Origin of the sequence: Romboutsia lituseburensis DSM 797 (genome assembly GCF_900103615.1) — a bacterium.
Taxonomy (GTDB): domain Bacteria; phylum Bacillota; class Clostridia; order Peptostreptococcales; family Peptostreptococcaceae; genus Romboutsia_F; species Romboutsia_F lituseburensis.
In genome coordinates this window covers 250,310-263,915 of sequence record NZ_FNGW01000003.1, presented here as the reverse complement: position 1 = coordinate 263,915, position 13,606 = coordinate 250,310, and the positions used below count along the sequence as shown (strand labels likewise).

Here is a 13,606-nt window from a genome sequence, read left to right as displayed (position 1 = left end):
CATTTTTATATATGATACACTATTTATCAACATTATTTTCATATATAAAATATAAAATTCACTTATTTAATATAATTTTATATTTTAAAAAGCCATACAATGATATTTTTTCATTGTACGGCTTTTATTTAATCTAATATATTAATTTTATAGAACTCCCTCTTTTATTTCCTGTTCTACAATTTTCATTTCTTCTGGAGGCAATTTTTCCATTGTTATACCTGTTGCTGCATAGAATAGAGAAACTAATGGATTTATTAAATTTAAAAATGCAAATGGTAAATATGCAAAAGGATGTACTCCAAGAGTTACCCACATATAAGCACCACATGTATTCCATGGAATAAGTGGAGATAAAAGCGTTCCACTATCTTCTAGTGCTCTAGATAAGTTTTTAGGATGTAGACCTCTTTTTCTATATTCATTTTTATACATTCTTCCTGGTAAAACAAGTGATAAGTATTGTTCTCCTGTTGCTAAGTTTACTCCTATACAAGAAACTATTGTTGCAAGTACTAAACCAAAAGTACCTTTTGAGAATTTAAGTAGTGCATTTGCAAGAGCTTCTAACATTCCAGTCTTCTCAAGGATTCCACCTAAAGTAAGTGCACATAATATAAGTGATACAGTCCACATCATACTATCAAGACCTCCACGACTCAATAGCTCATCAACTGCTTTTACTCCAGTTTCAGATACATATCCATAATGAGCTGCACCTATTATTGATCCTAAGTCAGCACCTTGGAATACTGCTGCAAATATAGCACCTAACAATGAACCTATTAAAAGTCCTGGTATTGCTGGCATTTTACATACAACCATTAATATAACCACTACTGGCGGTATTAATAAAATTGGTGATAAAGTATTAAATCCACCTTCTAAAGCACTTCTCATAACTTCTATCTGGCTTATATCTAATTCTTTACCTGCATATCTCATTCCTATTATTCCATATAATACAAGTGCTATTATAAGTGATGGTCCTGTTGTATATATCATATGTTTTATATGATCAAATAAAGTTGCTCCTGCCATTGCTGGTGCTAGATTTGTAGTATCTGAAAGTGGAGACATTTTATCTCCAAAGTATGCTCCTGATATTATAGCCCCTGCTACTAGAGGTAGTGGCATTCCAAGTCCTTGACCTATACCAATAAGAGCTATACCTACAGTTCCTGCTGTAGTCCAAGATGAACCTGTCGCAAGTGAAACTATACAACATATTAATGTTGTTGCTGGTAAAAATATTGCTGGTGATATTATTTTTAGTCCCCAATAAATCATAGATGGTACTGTACCACTTAATATCCAAGTTCCTATTAATGTTCCAACTACCATAAGTATAAGTACTGCTTGCATAGCCATTCTTATAGTGTCTAAAACTCCCTCTTCTAACTCTTTCCATGTAAATCCTAATCTAAATATTCCTATAAGTCCTGCTGCAAAAGCTCCTAGTATAAGTGGTATATGTGGATCGGCGTCTAACTTAACTAGTGAATATGCTAGTACTCCAATTAAAAATAATAGCGGTATTAAGGCTTCCCCTACGGTCGCCTTTCTCTTGGGTTTTGGCTCTGTTTTCAAAATAAATCCTCCTCTTATTCTTTTAATATGTGTTATTTTTTTTTTACACGCATTAAAAATTTTTAATATATTAGATTATATTAAATTTTCTGAAAATTATACCAAGTTTTTTTAACAAAAAAGGAAATTTGCAGCATACTATGCAAATTCCCTTAGCCAAATCCTATATCATATCCTATCTATACATATAAGTTTTTAAATATCTTTCTCAAATTTTCACTTTCTTTAAGTGCATTTAAAGTAACTTCAGCATGGCCTTTAGTGTATCCATTACCAATTATCATAGTTACATCTTTTCCTACACCCTCAGCTCCAAGTGCTGCTTTTGTAAATGCAGTTGCCATTGAGAAGAAATATACACACCCATTATCTTTAACAGGAAGTATTGATGACATTTCTGTATTAGTAACATTTACGCAGTTTATGCATAAATCTACTTCTTTACCTTTATTAACTCTTAAAACTTTTTGTAACACATCATTAGGATTTTTAGCATCTCCAATTATTGCTACATCAACAAGCTTATTTTCTATTAAACATTGTGCTTGATTATCATCTATAACCAGTCCAATTACTCTACCTTTTCTACCAGCTTTTTTTCTAGCTTCATAACAACATAGCATTCCTGATTTTCCTGCAGCTCCTAATACAAGTACACTATCTCCTTCTTTAACAAGCTTTTGAGTTTGAGCTGGTGCTCCAGCAACATCTAGGGCTGCTAAAGCTAAATTTTCTTCCATATCTTTTGGTAATTTTGCATATATTCCACTTTCAAATAATATTGCTTTTCCTTTTATCTCTACTCTATCTATATCAGGTTTTATATCTATTATTTCATCTATTCTTAGAGGTGTTAATGATAGTGATACTAATGTAGCTACTTTATCCCCAACTTTTAAGTCTATTTTATCTACTAATTCACTTCCGATTTCTTCTATAGTTCCTATTAACATTCCACCTGATCCTGTCACAGGATTTTGCATCTTGCCTTTTTCATTTACTATTTCTAATATTTTTGATTTTATTTTTTCTATATCGTGATTACACTCTTCTTCTATTTGAGTAAAACTAGCAGAATCTATATTTAAAGCACTTACATTTATTAATACTTCATTATCATAAATGTTCATGTCATTGTTAACTTTTATAGCGGGTTGTGGTAATACATTTTCATTTATAACTCTGTGAGTTCCATACTTGCATCCTTTCATAAAACATCCCCCTTATTAATATAAATTATACTTGTATTAATTATATTTGAAAGCTTTAAAAAAAATGCACTAAACCTTTTGGCTTTATACTGCCATATAAGCTAAATTATTCGGTATTATAAGTTCAGCCTCTGTCATTGACTTTAACTCTTCAACAGTTATATCTTTACTTATTTCTCTTACTACCAATCCTTCTTTTGTTACTTCCATTACTGCAAGTTCAGTTACTATCATATCTACAACTCCCTTTGCAGTTAGTGGAAGTGTACAATTTTTCAGTATTTTTGATTTTCCTTTTACTGTATGAAGCATAGCTACTATTACCTTTTTAGCTCCAACAACTAAATCCATAGCTCCACCCATTCCTGGTACCATTTTTCCAGGAACTATCCAGTTTGCTAAGTTACCATACTGGTCCACTTCTAATGCTCCAAGAACTGTAACATCAACATGACCTCCCCTTATAAGGCCAAATGACATTGAACTATCAAAGAAAGCTCCATCTTCATTTATAGTTACAAATTGACCTCCAGCATTAGTAATATTTAAATCTATTTCTTCTTCATTTGCAACTTTCCCCATTCCAACCATACCATTTTCAGATTGAAAAGTTACTTTTATATCTGAATCTATATAATTAGAAGTCATTGTTGGTAAACCTATCCCTAGATTTACCAACTGATTATCTTTAAGTTCCATTGCAACTCTTCTCGCTATAATTTCTTTTGGTTTCATTTATCTCTCCTCCATCACTATGTAATCTACTAATACACCAGGAGTCATTATCATGTCTTTATTTAAACTTCCTGCTTCTACTAATGTCTCTGCTTCTACTATTACTAAATCACTAGCCATAGCTATCATAGGGTTAAAGTTTTTAGTAGTTCCTTTATATCTTGTATTTCCAAACGCATCTACAACACTTCCTTTCACAAGCGCTATATCTGCTCTAATTGGCAGTTCTAATAAATATTCAACACCATTAACTATTATTTTTTCTTTTCCTTTTTCTACTAAAGTTCCTACCCCTGTTTCAGTAAGTATTCCTCCTAATCCAAAGCCCCCAGCTCTAACTCTTTCTATTAATGTTCCTTGTGGAGATAATTCTACATCTAGCTTACCTTCACTCATAAGCCTTCCTGTTTCTGGATTTGTTCCTATATGAGATGCTATAACCTTTTTTACTTGATTATTAACTATTAATTTTCCTATACCTTTATCTACAAATGAAGTGTCATTCCCTATTATGGTTAGATTTTTAGCCCCGCTTTCTACAAGAGCATCAATTAATGTTTCTGATGTTCCACAAGCCAAAAATCCACCTATCATAATGGTCATGTTATCTTTGAAAAGTTCCTTTATTTTTTCAACTGATACAACTTTACTCATTCATTTTCCCCCACATCTAAATTTAATTATCTTCTTTGTTTATCCTTAGGTACTACACAAGTTCCACTAGCTTTACAAACAACTATAGGTTCAGCTAAAAATTCTGCTGCTGAATCATTTATATCTGGAAGAGGTATTATTACTTTTCTAGCTTCAAATACCATTTTTCTAGAAGTATTTCCAAATCCTACTATCTCACCAACAGCCTCTATATAATCGCCTGCATATACTGGAGCTAAAAATTCTATATTATCATAAGCCTTAAATAAGCCTTCATCTCCATCATGTTTTATTAAAAGCTCTGTTGCTACATCTCCAAACAATTGAAGCATCTTTGCTCCATCAACTAAATTCCCACCATAGTGAGCATCATTACTTCCCATTCTAACTCTTATCATAGCTTTCATAATAAAATCCCCCTAAACTTAATTTTTAGTTTATTTAACTTTTGAATATCTATTTAATTTAATTTGTTTTATGTTTGTTTGGTTTACTTAAGCAGTGCTAAGCTTAAATGTTAGCTAACTGCTTAAGTAAAATTTATCTTTATTTATTTTTAAATTCATCTATTAAGTTTCTAACTACTTTATTTACATCTCCAACTATTCCAACATCAGCTACTTCAAATATTGGAGCTTCATTGTTTTTATTTATAGCAATTATAAACTCTGATTCTTCCATACCTGCTAAATGTTGTATAGCCCCTGATATACCACAAGCTATATAAAGGTCTGGTCTTACTGTTTTTCCTGTTTGACCTACTTGACGAGCTTTATCTACCCATCCACTATCAACAACAGCACGAGAAGCACTTACCTCTGCGCCTAATAAGTCTGCAAGTTCATACAATTTGTTCATATTTTCTTTAGAACCTATACCACGGCCTGCTGATATTAGTATGTTTGCATCTTCTATATTAACTTTCTTTACATTTTCTTTTACGTATTTTAATACTTCAACACTCTTATCATCTTCAAACTTAACATTGAAATGTTCTATTGTTCCTGCTTTTGAGTTGTCTTTTGGTAATTTTTGCATTACCCCTGGTCTTACTGTACTCATTTGTGGTCTATGATCTGGGCATACAATTGTTGCCATTATATTTCCACCAAATGCAGGTCTAGTCATAAGAAGACCTTTAGTTTCATCATCTATTTCAAGTGACGTACAGTCTGCTGTAAGTCCTGTTTTTAAAGTAGCACTAACTCGTGGAGCTAAGTCTCTACCTATTGTTGTTGCACCTATTAAAACTATTTCAGGTTTTTTCTTTTCTATTACATCACAAAGAGCTTTAGCATAGTTATTAGTTGTATACATTTTTAAGTTTTTATCATCTACACAAATAACTTCATCCGCCCCATAAGCTACTATTTCTTCACATAAATTCTTAACATTATTTCCTAACAAAACAGCTGTTAATTTATCAGATAATTTGCCAGATAGCTCTCTACCTTTTCCTAACAATTCCAAAGAAACATTTTGAATTTCGCTGTCTCTTTGTTCTATAAAAACCATTACACTCATCGTTACCCCTCCTATACAACTTTTGAAATCTCCGTTTTTTCCAATTTTATTATGAACTACTTAGTTATTATGAATTTTTCATAAAGAGAATCCATTATTATAGATGCCCCTTGCTTTTCATCTACTTCATAAAGTTTTCCAGCAGGTTTAACAGCTTTAGTAAATGATTTTTTTACTTTAGTAGGAGAACCTTTTAATCCTATCTCTTCTAAATTTACGTCTATGTCATTTAAATTCCATGTTTCTATTTTACTTTCGTCAAAACATTCATAGATTCCAGATACTCTCATGTGTCTTGGAATATTCATTTCTTTTAAAGTAGTTATAAGAAGTGGCATTTTAGCTTTTATAACTTGATATCCATCCTCAAATGCTCTATTTACAACAACTGAATCATCTTGTATTTCTAATTTTTCTACATAAGTTATTGAAGGTATATCAAGATGTTTTGCAATTTGAGGCCCAACTTGAGCTGTATCTCCATCTATTGCCTGTCTTCCAGCTATTATTAAATCATAATCTAATTTTTTAATAGCTCCAGCTAAAGTGCTTGATGTTGCTAACGTATCTGCACCTGCAAAAGCTCTATCTGTAAGTAATATTGCTTTATCAGCTCCCATAGCTAATGCTTCTCTTAAAGCATTTTTAGCTTGAGGTGGGCCCATTGTCAACACTGTAACATTTGCATCTGTTCTATCTTTTATATTTAAAGCTTCTTCTAGTCCTGCTTTATCATCTGGATTTATAATACTTGGAACTCCATCTCTTATTAATGTACCTGTTTTTGGATCTAATTTAACTTCTGTTGTATCCGGAACTTGTTTAATACAAACTAAAATATTCATAGTTAATCCCCTTCCTCTTTTATCAAACTTCTATCTTAATAAATCTGCACTTATAACCATTCTTTGAACTTCGCTTGTTCCTTCATAGATTTCAGTTATTTTAGCATCTCTCATCATTCTTTCTACATCATATTCACGAGTGTATCCATATCCACCATGAAGTTGAACTGCTTTTGTAGTAACTTCCATAGCAACTTCTGCTGCATATAATTTAGCCATCGCTGCTTCTACACTAAAAGGCTTACCTTCATCTTTTTTATTAGCTGCTTGGTACACTAAAAGTCTTGCAGCTTCTATCTTAGTTTTCATATTAGCAAGTTCAAATTGCGTATTTTGGAAAGCTGATATACTTCTTCCAAACTGCTTTCTCTCTTTTACGTACTCTACTGTTTTATCTAGTGCTCCTTGAGCTATTCCTAAAGCTTGAGCAGCTATTCCTATACGTCCTCCGTCTAGTGTTTTCATCGCTATTTTAAATCCTTGGCCTACTTTACCTAGTAAGTTTTCCTTAGGAATTTTGCAATTTTCAAATACAAGTTCACATGTTGAAGAACCTCTTATTCCTAATTTCTTCTCTTTTTTACCTATGCTAAATCCAGGAGTATCTTTTTCAACTATAAATGCTGTTATACCACGTGTTCCTTTTGATTTATCTGTCATTGCCATAACTATATATATATCTGCAACACCTGCATTAGTTATAAAGATCTTACTTCCATTTAATATGTAGTAATCTCCATCTTCTACTGCTGTAGTTTGTTGCGCTGAAGCATCAGTACCTGCATTAGGTTCTGTAAGTCCAAAAGCACCTAGTTTTTCACCCTTAGCAAGTGGTACTAAGAATTTTTGTTTTTGTTCTTCTGTTCCAAATTCATATATAGGAGAAGCACCTAATGAAGTATGAGCCGATAATATTACTCCAGTAGTACCGCAAGCTTTAGATAACTCTTCAACTGCTAAAGTATATCCAAAATAATCTCCACCTTCTCCACCATATTTTTTAGGGAAAGGTATACCTAGCATACCGCACTCAGCCATTTTATCTACTGTCTCAAATGGAAATTTTTCTTGTTCATCTATTTCATGTGCAATAGGAGCTACTTCACTTACCGTGAACTCTCTATACATTTGTTTTAATAATTCATATTTATCCATAATAATTAACCCCCATACTTTTTTAATTATTGATAATCATAGAAACCTTTTTTAGTTTTTCTTCCTAATAATCCCCCTCTTACCATTTTTCTAAGTAATGGATGAGCTCTATATTTTGAATCTGAAAATTCACTGTATAATACGTCCATTATATTTAAACATACATCTAATCCTATAAGATCACCTAACGCTAATGGCCCTATTGGATGATTCGCACCTAACTTCATAGCATCATCTATATCCTTAGCACTTGCTACACCTTCAGCTAAAATACCTACTGCTTCATTTATCATAGGTATTAATATTCTATTAACTATAAATCCTGGCGCTTCTTTAACACTTACAGGATTTTTTTTCAAGTTTGTTGATAATTCAAAGATAGTATCGTGAGTTTCTTGAGATGTTAACATACCGTCAATTATTTCTATTAACTTCATAATTGGTGCAGGATTGAAGAAATGCATTCCTATTACTTTATCTGGTCTATTAGTAGATAAAGCAATTTCTGTTATTGATAATGATGATGTATTTGTTGCAAGGATTGTTTGTTTTTTACATATATAATCTAATTCTTTAAATAATTTCTTTTTAACTTCCATATTTTCAACTATAGCTTCGATTACTAAATCACAATCCATAGCTTCCTTAATATCGGTTGTTCCTACAAGTCTTTTTAACATTTCGCTTTTTTTATCTTCTTCTAATCTTCCCTTTGCAACTTGTTTTTCTAAGTTTTTTGTAATTCTTAATACACCTTTTTCCATATTTTCTTGATCTATATCTCTAAGTACTACTTGGTGGTTATTAGCTATTAAAACCTCAGCTATTCCACTTCCCATAGTTCCGCTTCCTATTACCATTATTTTCATATCATTTACCCCCTTATTTATTGGTTGTTTACAATCAATAGTCTTTATAATAATTTATTTATTGTTAGATATATCTTTTTGTATATCAAATTTAGCATCTCTTTTTTCTAAAAATGCGCTCATACCTTCTTTTTGATCATAACTTGCAAAACATAATCCAAATAAGTAGCTTTCTAAGTTAATAGCATTATCAAGGTCTATCTCATATCCTTTATTTACTGCGCATTTTGCATATCTTATTGCTAATTGTCCTTTTGATGATATCTTTTTACCTAAATCTATACACTCTTGTAATAAGTTATCAGGTTCAACAACTTTGTTTACTAGTTTTATATTTAATGCTTCATCTGCTTTTATAATGTCTGCTGTATATATAAGTTCTTTTGCTTTACCTATTCCTACTATTCTAGGTAATCTTTGAGTACCTCCAAATCCTGGAAGTATTCCAAGGTTTGTTTCTACTTGACCAAACTTAGCTTTAGTTGATGCTATTCTTAAATCACAACTCATAGCAAGTTCTAATCCTCCACCTAAGCAAAAACCATTTATTCCTGCGATTATTGGCTTATCACAATTTTCTATTTTTCTAAAAAGCTCTGTTCCTAATTTAGAAAATCTTCTAGCTTGTTCAAAATTCATATCTTTCATAGCATCTATATCTGCCCCTGCTACAAACGCCTTACCTTGTCCAATTATTACACCAACATATACCTCTTCATCATCATTTAAAATATCTACTGCCATTTCTAATTCTTTTAAGACTTCTTCACTTAATGAGTTTAAATACTTCTCCCTACTTATTTTTATTACATATATATTGTCATGCTTTTCACAAATCAAATTTTTAAACACTCTAACCATCTCCCTCAAATCTTATTTAATAGTAAATTATATGAAAATTTTTTTTATATATGATAATAAAATATATAATCAATTTTTTTCGTTGCTTATTTGACATTTATTTTTAAAAACTATTCATAGTTTAAATTTAAAATTTATATATTAATAATTAATTTATATATTTAGAAATCTCTTTTTTACTGTACTAACCTTAGTTTTAAGCCTGTTTACCTTTTAATTGCACATAAAAAGACTATGTCAAAAACAAACCTTTGACATAGCCTTTTTAAAAAATTATTTAATATTATTTTGAGAAATTTGCATTATTTGATATTTTCAATTTCATTATTTGAATAATCTTTATTTAATCTATTTATATATATGTATTTTAATTTGTTAAATACATAGTTATAACGTTAGTAAATTCAACTACTTAAACACTATAGATTTAAAATATTTCATAATTTTTAATTATACATGAGATGTATTTTGATAAAAGATTATATAGAAAAAGTACTTAACTTTTTATGATTTTGATTTAAGTATGTCTAAGATTGAATTACCTTCGTTATATGTTGATACCGCTAAAATAAGGGATTGACTATTATTATTTTCAAAAAAATCTCGTATTTTTATTGTTGAAATTTCATAATAGTTTAAAATTGAAAGTAGTGCTAAATAATCTGATTTTTCATTACCTTTTGTGTTTTTAAGAGCAGTTAGTATTTCTTTCCTTTCTCTAATTACTTGTGTTTCTATAAACTTTATATCCTTTTCAGTCTGTTCATAACTATCACCTTTAATTATTGATAAAAAAAGTGTATTTAAACAATTAGACATTAAGTCTATGTCTTTTATGTTATCTTTTGTATTAGCAAATGATATGCTAGTACATAATATAAAAACTCCTATAAAACATACTATTTTTTTATACATAAATACCTCCTATAAACGTAATAATATTTTTATTATTTGACTTTTTTTTGGTATGTATTCTATACAGTATAAAATTTATATAAGAATCAATATTATTAAATTTCTAAATTTTTTATTTTTTAAATAATTAATCTTATTATATTTTTTCTTTTATATATTAGGCATATAGATTAATGATAAAAAAAGGCTATGCAAGAAATAATTGTCCTGCATAGCCTTTTTATATTTATTTAACGTTTTTTACTGCATTGTTTGCAAAATCTGTATTTACTATATCTTTATAAGGAGCTTCTTTATCTAACTCTTTAGCTTCCTTCATTACTTCCATTAATTTATTCAAACTTTCTTCTTTAAGAACAGGGTCTTTGCTCCATGCATCTACTTCTTTATATCTTTTTACAACAGATACTAAATCATCTAAACTCATATCATTGAAAAATGGTTGCATAGCTTTTGCTACTTCTTCATCAGATGCACTTTGTACCCATAATTGGCCTTTATATACTGCATTTGTAAATCTTTGTATTAAGTCTTTATTTTCATTCATAAAAGACTTAGTTGTAGAATAAGCAGTATATGGTATTTCTCCAGAATCTTGACCGATTGATGCTACTATATGTCCTGTACCATCCTTTTCTAATTGTGTTCCAGTTGGTTCAAATGCTGTTGTAAAATCAGCTTCTCCACCAACAAACGCTCCTGTCATTACTCCAAATTGCACGTCTGTTCTTACGTTAACTTCTCCAGCCGCTGTATTTTCACCAATTTTAAGCCCATGTTGTTTTAATACATACTCAAGTGTCATTAAAGGTACTCCACCTTTTCTTCCACCTAATATTTCTTTACCTTTTAAGTCTTCATATTTAAAATCAGGCATTTTATCTCTAGCTATCAAAAAACTTCCATCTCTTTTAGTAAGTTGAGCAAAGTTTATAGCGTAGTTGTCACTACCTTGATTATAAACATAAATCGATGCCTCAGGTCCCATAAGCCCCACTTGTGCTTCTCCTGAAATAAGCGCAGCCATAGTTTTATCTGCACCTTGAGTATTTAGTATATCGATATCAATTCCTTCTTCTTCAAAAAATCCTTTAGTTACAGCTGCATATTGTGGTGCATAAAATACTGAGTGAGTTACCTCTGCTATAGTAACTTTATCTAATTTTTTATCCTCAGTTTTTTGCTGTTCATTTGTTGTTTGTGCACATCCAGTAAAGCATAGCATACTAAGTGCCAATGAACTAGCCAGTGCCACTACTTTTTTGAACATAGAATCCCCCTCTTATATAGTATTTTTTAAGCTAAAACTCTGATTATACTATATAATATTTAATTCTAATTTGATGTGTTACATTCTTTTATTATTTCTTTATATTCGAATTCAATTATACATACTTACTAAGATTTATTTATTCGTTTTGAGTTAATTCTTCCTTTAATTGGTTAATTATTGATTCAAACACAATGGCTTCAGGTTCTACTTGCCCGATTCTAGCAATTACTACATTAGATAACTTTATACACTCTTCTAATTCTTTTTTATTTAGAAATTTTTTCATCAATATATTTAAAATTTCTATATTTGTTCTTAATGTATAAGGGTTTCTTTTTTCATGCCACTCCATCATACATTCAGTTATTTGTAAATTTACTTTTAAAAACTTGATTACTCTATCTGTCTCTGTTATACACATTTTTTCATATAATTCAAATACTACATCTCTTGTAATTTCCATCAATTTTTCTCCCTTGTTTATATAATTATGTATTTCACTATAATTACTCAAAATAAATGTTACATGTAAATAGGAGGAGAGTTTAGGATACCCTCCTCCTATTTATATATTTTACCATAAGCTATCAAAACCGTCATATACCATGCCGTCTAAGTCTATAACCTATCTACATTGATTAATTGTACGGATAATGAAATAATTTCCTTAGTATTTTTTATGTAATATATAGGGTCTAATGAATAAAATCATTGTATTATTTCAATCATAATGAAGTATTAATATTTTTACTATTTTATATTTTTGTAGTATAATAAGCTTTATATAATTTAATTATTATATATAATAACTTGTTTATATATTACTCAAGGAGGAACAAACAATGAAATTAAACAGATTAGAAAAAGTTTTATCTGGAATGAAGGAAAACAATATCCATCAAATGTTAGTAACAGATAAAATATCAATCTTTTACTTAACAGGTAAAATGATAAGCCCTGGCGAAAGGCTTATTGCCCTTTATCTAAATACTAACGGAGATCATAAATTTTTCTTAAATGAATTATTCCCTGTTACTGAAGATTTAGGTGTAGAAAAGGTTTGGTTTAACGATACTCAAAATGCAATAGAAATAGTTTCAAATTACATAGATAAAAATGCTACAATCGGAATCGATAAAAATTGGCCAGCAAGATTCTTATTATCTTTAATGGATGCTTGCCCTAATTGCAAATATGTAAATTCATCATTTATAATAGACTCTTTAAGAATGTGTAAAGATGATGAGGAAAAAGATTTAATGAGAAAAGCTTCTCAAATAAATGATATGGCTATGGTTAAGCTTCAACAAGCTTTACTTGAAGATTTAACAGAAAAAGAAATGGCTTCAAAATTAGCTACTATATATGAAGAACTTGGTGCAGATGGATTCTCATTCTCTCCAATAATAGGATATGGTCCAAATGGTGCTGATCCTCATGCTCATCCATCAGATGCTAAGGTAAAAGTTGGAGACTGTATTATACTTGATATGGGATGTATAAAAGACAACTACTGCTCTGATATGACTAGAACAGTATTTTATAAAGAAGCTCCTCAAAAAGCTAAAGAAGTGTTTGAAATAGTACTTGAAGCAAATAAAAGAGCTATAGCATTAGTTAAGCCAGGAATGAGATTTTGCGATATAGACAATGCCGCAAGAGATTATATAACTGAAAAAGGTTATGGAAAATACTTCACTCATAGAACTGGTCACTCTATAGGACTTGAAACTCATGATATGGGAGATGTTTCTGCTATAAATACTGATGTATTAAAGCCTGGAATGATATTCTCTGTTGAACCTGGTATCTACTTACCTGGAGAATTCGGAGTTAGAATAGAAGATTTAGTATTAGTAACTGAAGACGGACATGAAATACTAAACAAACATACTAAAGAATTAAATATAATAAAATAATTAACAAACTCCAACATGTATTAAACCTTATTTGTATTAATTTAAATAAAGGTTA

The 13,606-nt window shown here is 30.1% G+C and carries 14 protein-coding genes; 1 reads left to right on the top strand and 13 read right to left on the bottom strand.

The window, feature by feature from the left end:
- Positions 1 to 147: 147 nt before the first annotated feature.
- The 13 genes from nhaC to BLP75_RS06980 form a co-directional block, all read right to left on the bottom strand.
- Positions 148 to 1,590 (bottom strand): Na+/H+ antiporter NhaC, encoded by a 1,443-nt coding sequence (nhaC, locus tag BLP75_RS07040; RefSeq protein WP_092724945.1) that lies wholly within the window; start codon positions 1,588 to 1,590, stop codon positions 148 to 150.
- Positions 1,591 to 1,769: 179 nt separating this feature from the next.
- A complete protein-coding gene (gene kdd, locus BLP75_RS07035) occupies positions 1,770 to 2,801 on the bottom strand; it encodes an L-erythro-3,5-diaminohexanoate dehydrogenase (RefSeq protein WP_092724944.1) in 1,032 nt (343 codons plus the stop codon).
- An 84-nt stretch (positions 2,802 to 2,885) separates the two neighbouring features.
- Positions 2,886 to 3,536, bottom strand: a complete 651-nt coding sequence (locus tag BLP75_RS07030; RefSeq protein WP_092724943.1) for a 3-oxoacid CoA-transferase subunit B — start codon at positions 3,534 to 3,536, stop codon at positions 2,886 to 2,888.
- Positions 3,537 to 4,190, bottom strand: a complete 654-nt coding sequence (locus BLP75_RS07025; protein WP_092724942.1) for a 3-oxoacid CoA-transferase subunit A — start codon at positions 4,188 to 4,190, stop codon at positions 3,537 to 3,539.
- A gap of 26 nt (positions 4,191 to 4,216) precedes the next feature.
- Positions 4,217 to 4,597, bottom strand: coding sequence for a 3-aminobutyryl-CoA ammonia lyase (gene kal / locus BLP75_RS07020; RefSeq protein WP_092724941.1), 381 nt, complete (start codon positions 4,595 to 4,597; stop codon positions 4,217 to 4,219).
- Between the two features lie 139 nt (positions 4,598 to 4,736).
- Positions 4,737 to 5,714, bottom strand: a complete 978-nt coding sequence (locus BLP75_RS07015; RefSeq protein WP_092724940.1) for an electron transfer flavoprotein subunit alpha/FixB family protein — start codon at positions 5,712 to 5,714, stop codon at positions 4,737 to 4,739.
- 56 nt (positions 5,715 to 5,770) lie between these two features.
- The gene (locus BLP75_RS07010; protein WP_092724939.1) at positions 5,771 to 6,559 is read right to left on the bottom strand and encodes an electron transfer flavoprotein subunit beta/FixA family protein; all 789 of its coding nucleotides are present in this window, start codon (positions 6,557 to 6,559) and stop codon (positions 5,771 to 5,773) included.
- A gap of 30 nt (positions 6,560 to 6,589) precedes the next feature.
- Entirely contained in the window at positions 6,590 to 7,714 is a 1,125-nt protein-coding gene (locus tag BLP75_RS07005; protein ID WP_092724938.1) for an acyl-CoA dehydrogenase, read from the bottom strand.
- A gap of 26 nt (positions 7,715 to 7,740) precedes the next feature.
- On the bottom strand, positions 7,741 to 8,583 hold the full coding sequence (locus BLP75_RS07000; RefSeq protein ID WP_092724937.1) for a 3-hydroxybutyryl-CoA dehydrogenase: 843 nt from the start codon (positions 8,581 to 8,583) through the stop codon (positions 7,741 to 7,743).
- 54 nt (positions 8,584 to 8,637) lie between these two features.
- Positions 8,638 to 9,444: an enoyl-CoA hydratase-related protein gene (locus tag BLP75_RS06995; protein WP_092724936.1), complete on the bottom strand. Its 807-nt coding sequence runs from the start codon at positions 9,442 to 9,444 to the stop codon at positions 8,638 to 8,640.
- A gap of 504 nt (positions 9,445 to 9,948) precedes the next feature.
- Entirely contained in the window at positions 9,949 to 10,359 is a 411-nt protein-coding gene (locus tag BLP75_RS06990) for a hypothetical protein (protein WP_092724935.1), read from the bottom strand.
- Positions 10,360 to 10,585: 226 nt separating this feature from the next.
- Positions 10,586 to 11,629: an ABC transporter substrate-binding protein gene (locus BLP75_RS06985; protein WP_092724934.1), complete on the bottom strand. Its 1,044-nt coding sequence runs from the start codon at positions 11,627 to 11,629 to the stop codon at positions 10,586 to 10,588.
- Between the two features lie 139 nt (positions 11,630 to 11,768).
- Positions 11,769 to 12,095 (bottom strand): hypothetical protein, encoded by a 327-nt coding sequence (locus BLP75_RS06980; protein WP_092724933.1) that lies wholly within the window; start codon positions 12,093 to 12,095, stop codon positions 11,769 to 11,771.
- A gap of 379 nt (positions 12,096 to 12,474) precedes the next feature.
- Between BLP75_RS06980 and BLP75_RS06975 the strand changes: the two genes are divergently transcribed.
- On the top strand, positions 12,475 to 13,551 hold the full coding sequence (locus BLP75_RS06975) for a M24 family metallopeptidase (RefSeq protein ID WP_092724932.1): 1,077 nt from the start codon (positions 12,475 to 12,477) through the stop codon (positions 13,549 to 13,551).
- The last annotated feature ends 55 nt before the right edge of the window (positions 13,552 to 13,606 follow it).

Bases quoted from the DNA above. Each gene is read 5' to 3' on its own strand.
- kdd (WP_092724944.1), bottom strand. From the start codon at position 2,801: ATGAAAGGATGCAAGTATGGAACTCACAGAGTTATAAATGAAAATGTA.
- BLP75_RS07030 (WP_092724943.1), bottom strand. From the start codon at position 3,536: ATGAAACCAAAAGAAATTATAGCGAGAAGAGTTGCAATGGAACTTAAA.
- BLP75_RS07025 (WP_092724942.1), bottom strand. From the start codon at position 4,190: ATGAGTAAAGTTGTATCAGTTGAAAAAATAAAGGAACTTTTCAAAGAT.
- kal (WP_092724941.1), bottom strand. From the start codon at position 4,597: ATGAAAGCTATGATAAGAGTTAGAATGGGAAGTAATGATGCTCACTAT.
- BLP75_RS07015 (WP_092724940.1), bottom strand. From the start codon at position 5,714: ATGAGTGTAATGGTTTTTATAGAACAAAGAGACAGCGAAATTCAAAAT.
- BLP75_RS07010 (WP_092724939.1), bottom strand. From the start codon at position 6,559: ATGAATATTTTAGTTTGTATTAAACAAGTTCCGGATACAACAGAAGTT.
- BLP75_RS07005 (WP_092724938.1), bottom strand. From the start codon at position 7,714: ATGGATAAATATGAATTATTAAAACAAATGTATAGAGAGTTCACGGTA.
- BLP75_RS07000 (WP_092724937.1), bottom strand. From the start codon at position 8,583: ATGAAAATAATGGTAATAGGAAGCGGAACTATGGGAAGTGGAATAGCT.
- BLP75_RS06995 (WP_092724936.1), bottom strand. From the start codon at position 9,444: ATGGTTAGAGTGTTTAAAAATTTGATTTGTGAAAAGCATGACAATATA.
- BLP75_RS06990 (WP_092724935.1), bottom strand. From the start codon at position 10,359: ATGTATAAAAAAATAGTATGTTTTATAGGAGTTTTTATATTATGTACT.
- BLP75_RS06985 (WP_092724934.1), bottom strand. From the start codon at position 11,629: ATGTTCAAAAAAGTAGTGGCACTGGCTAGTTCATTGGCACTTAGTATG.
- BLP75_RS06980 (WP_092724933.1), bottom strand. From the start codon at position 12,095: ATGGAAATTACAAGAGATGTAGTATTTGAATTATATGAAAAAATGTGT.
- BLP75_RS06975 (WP_092724932.1), top strand. From the start codon at position 12,475: ATGAAATTAAACAGATTAGAAAAAGTTTTATCTGGAATGAAGGAAAAC.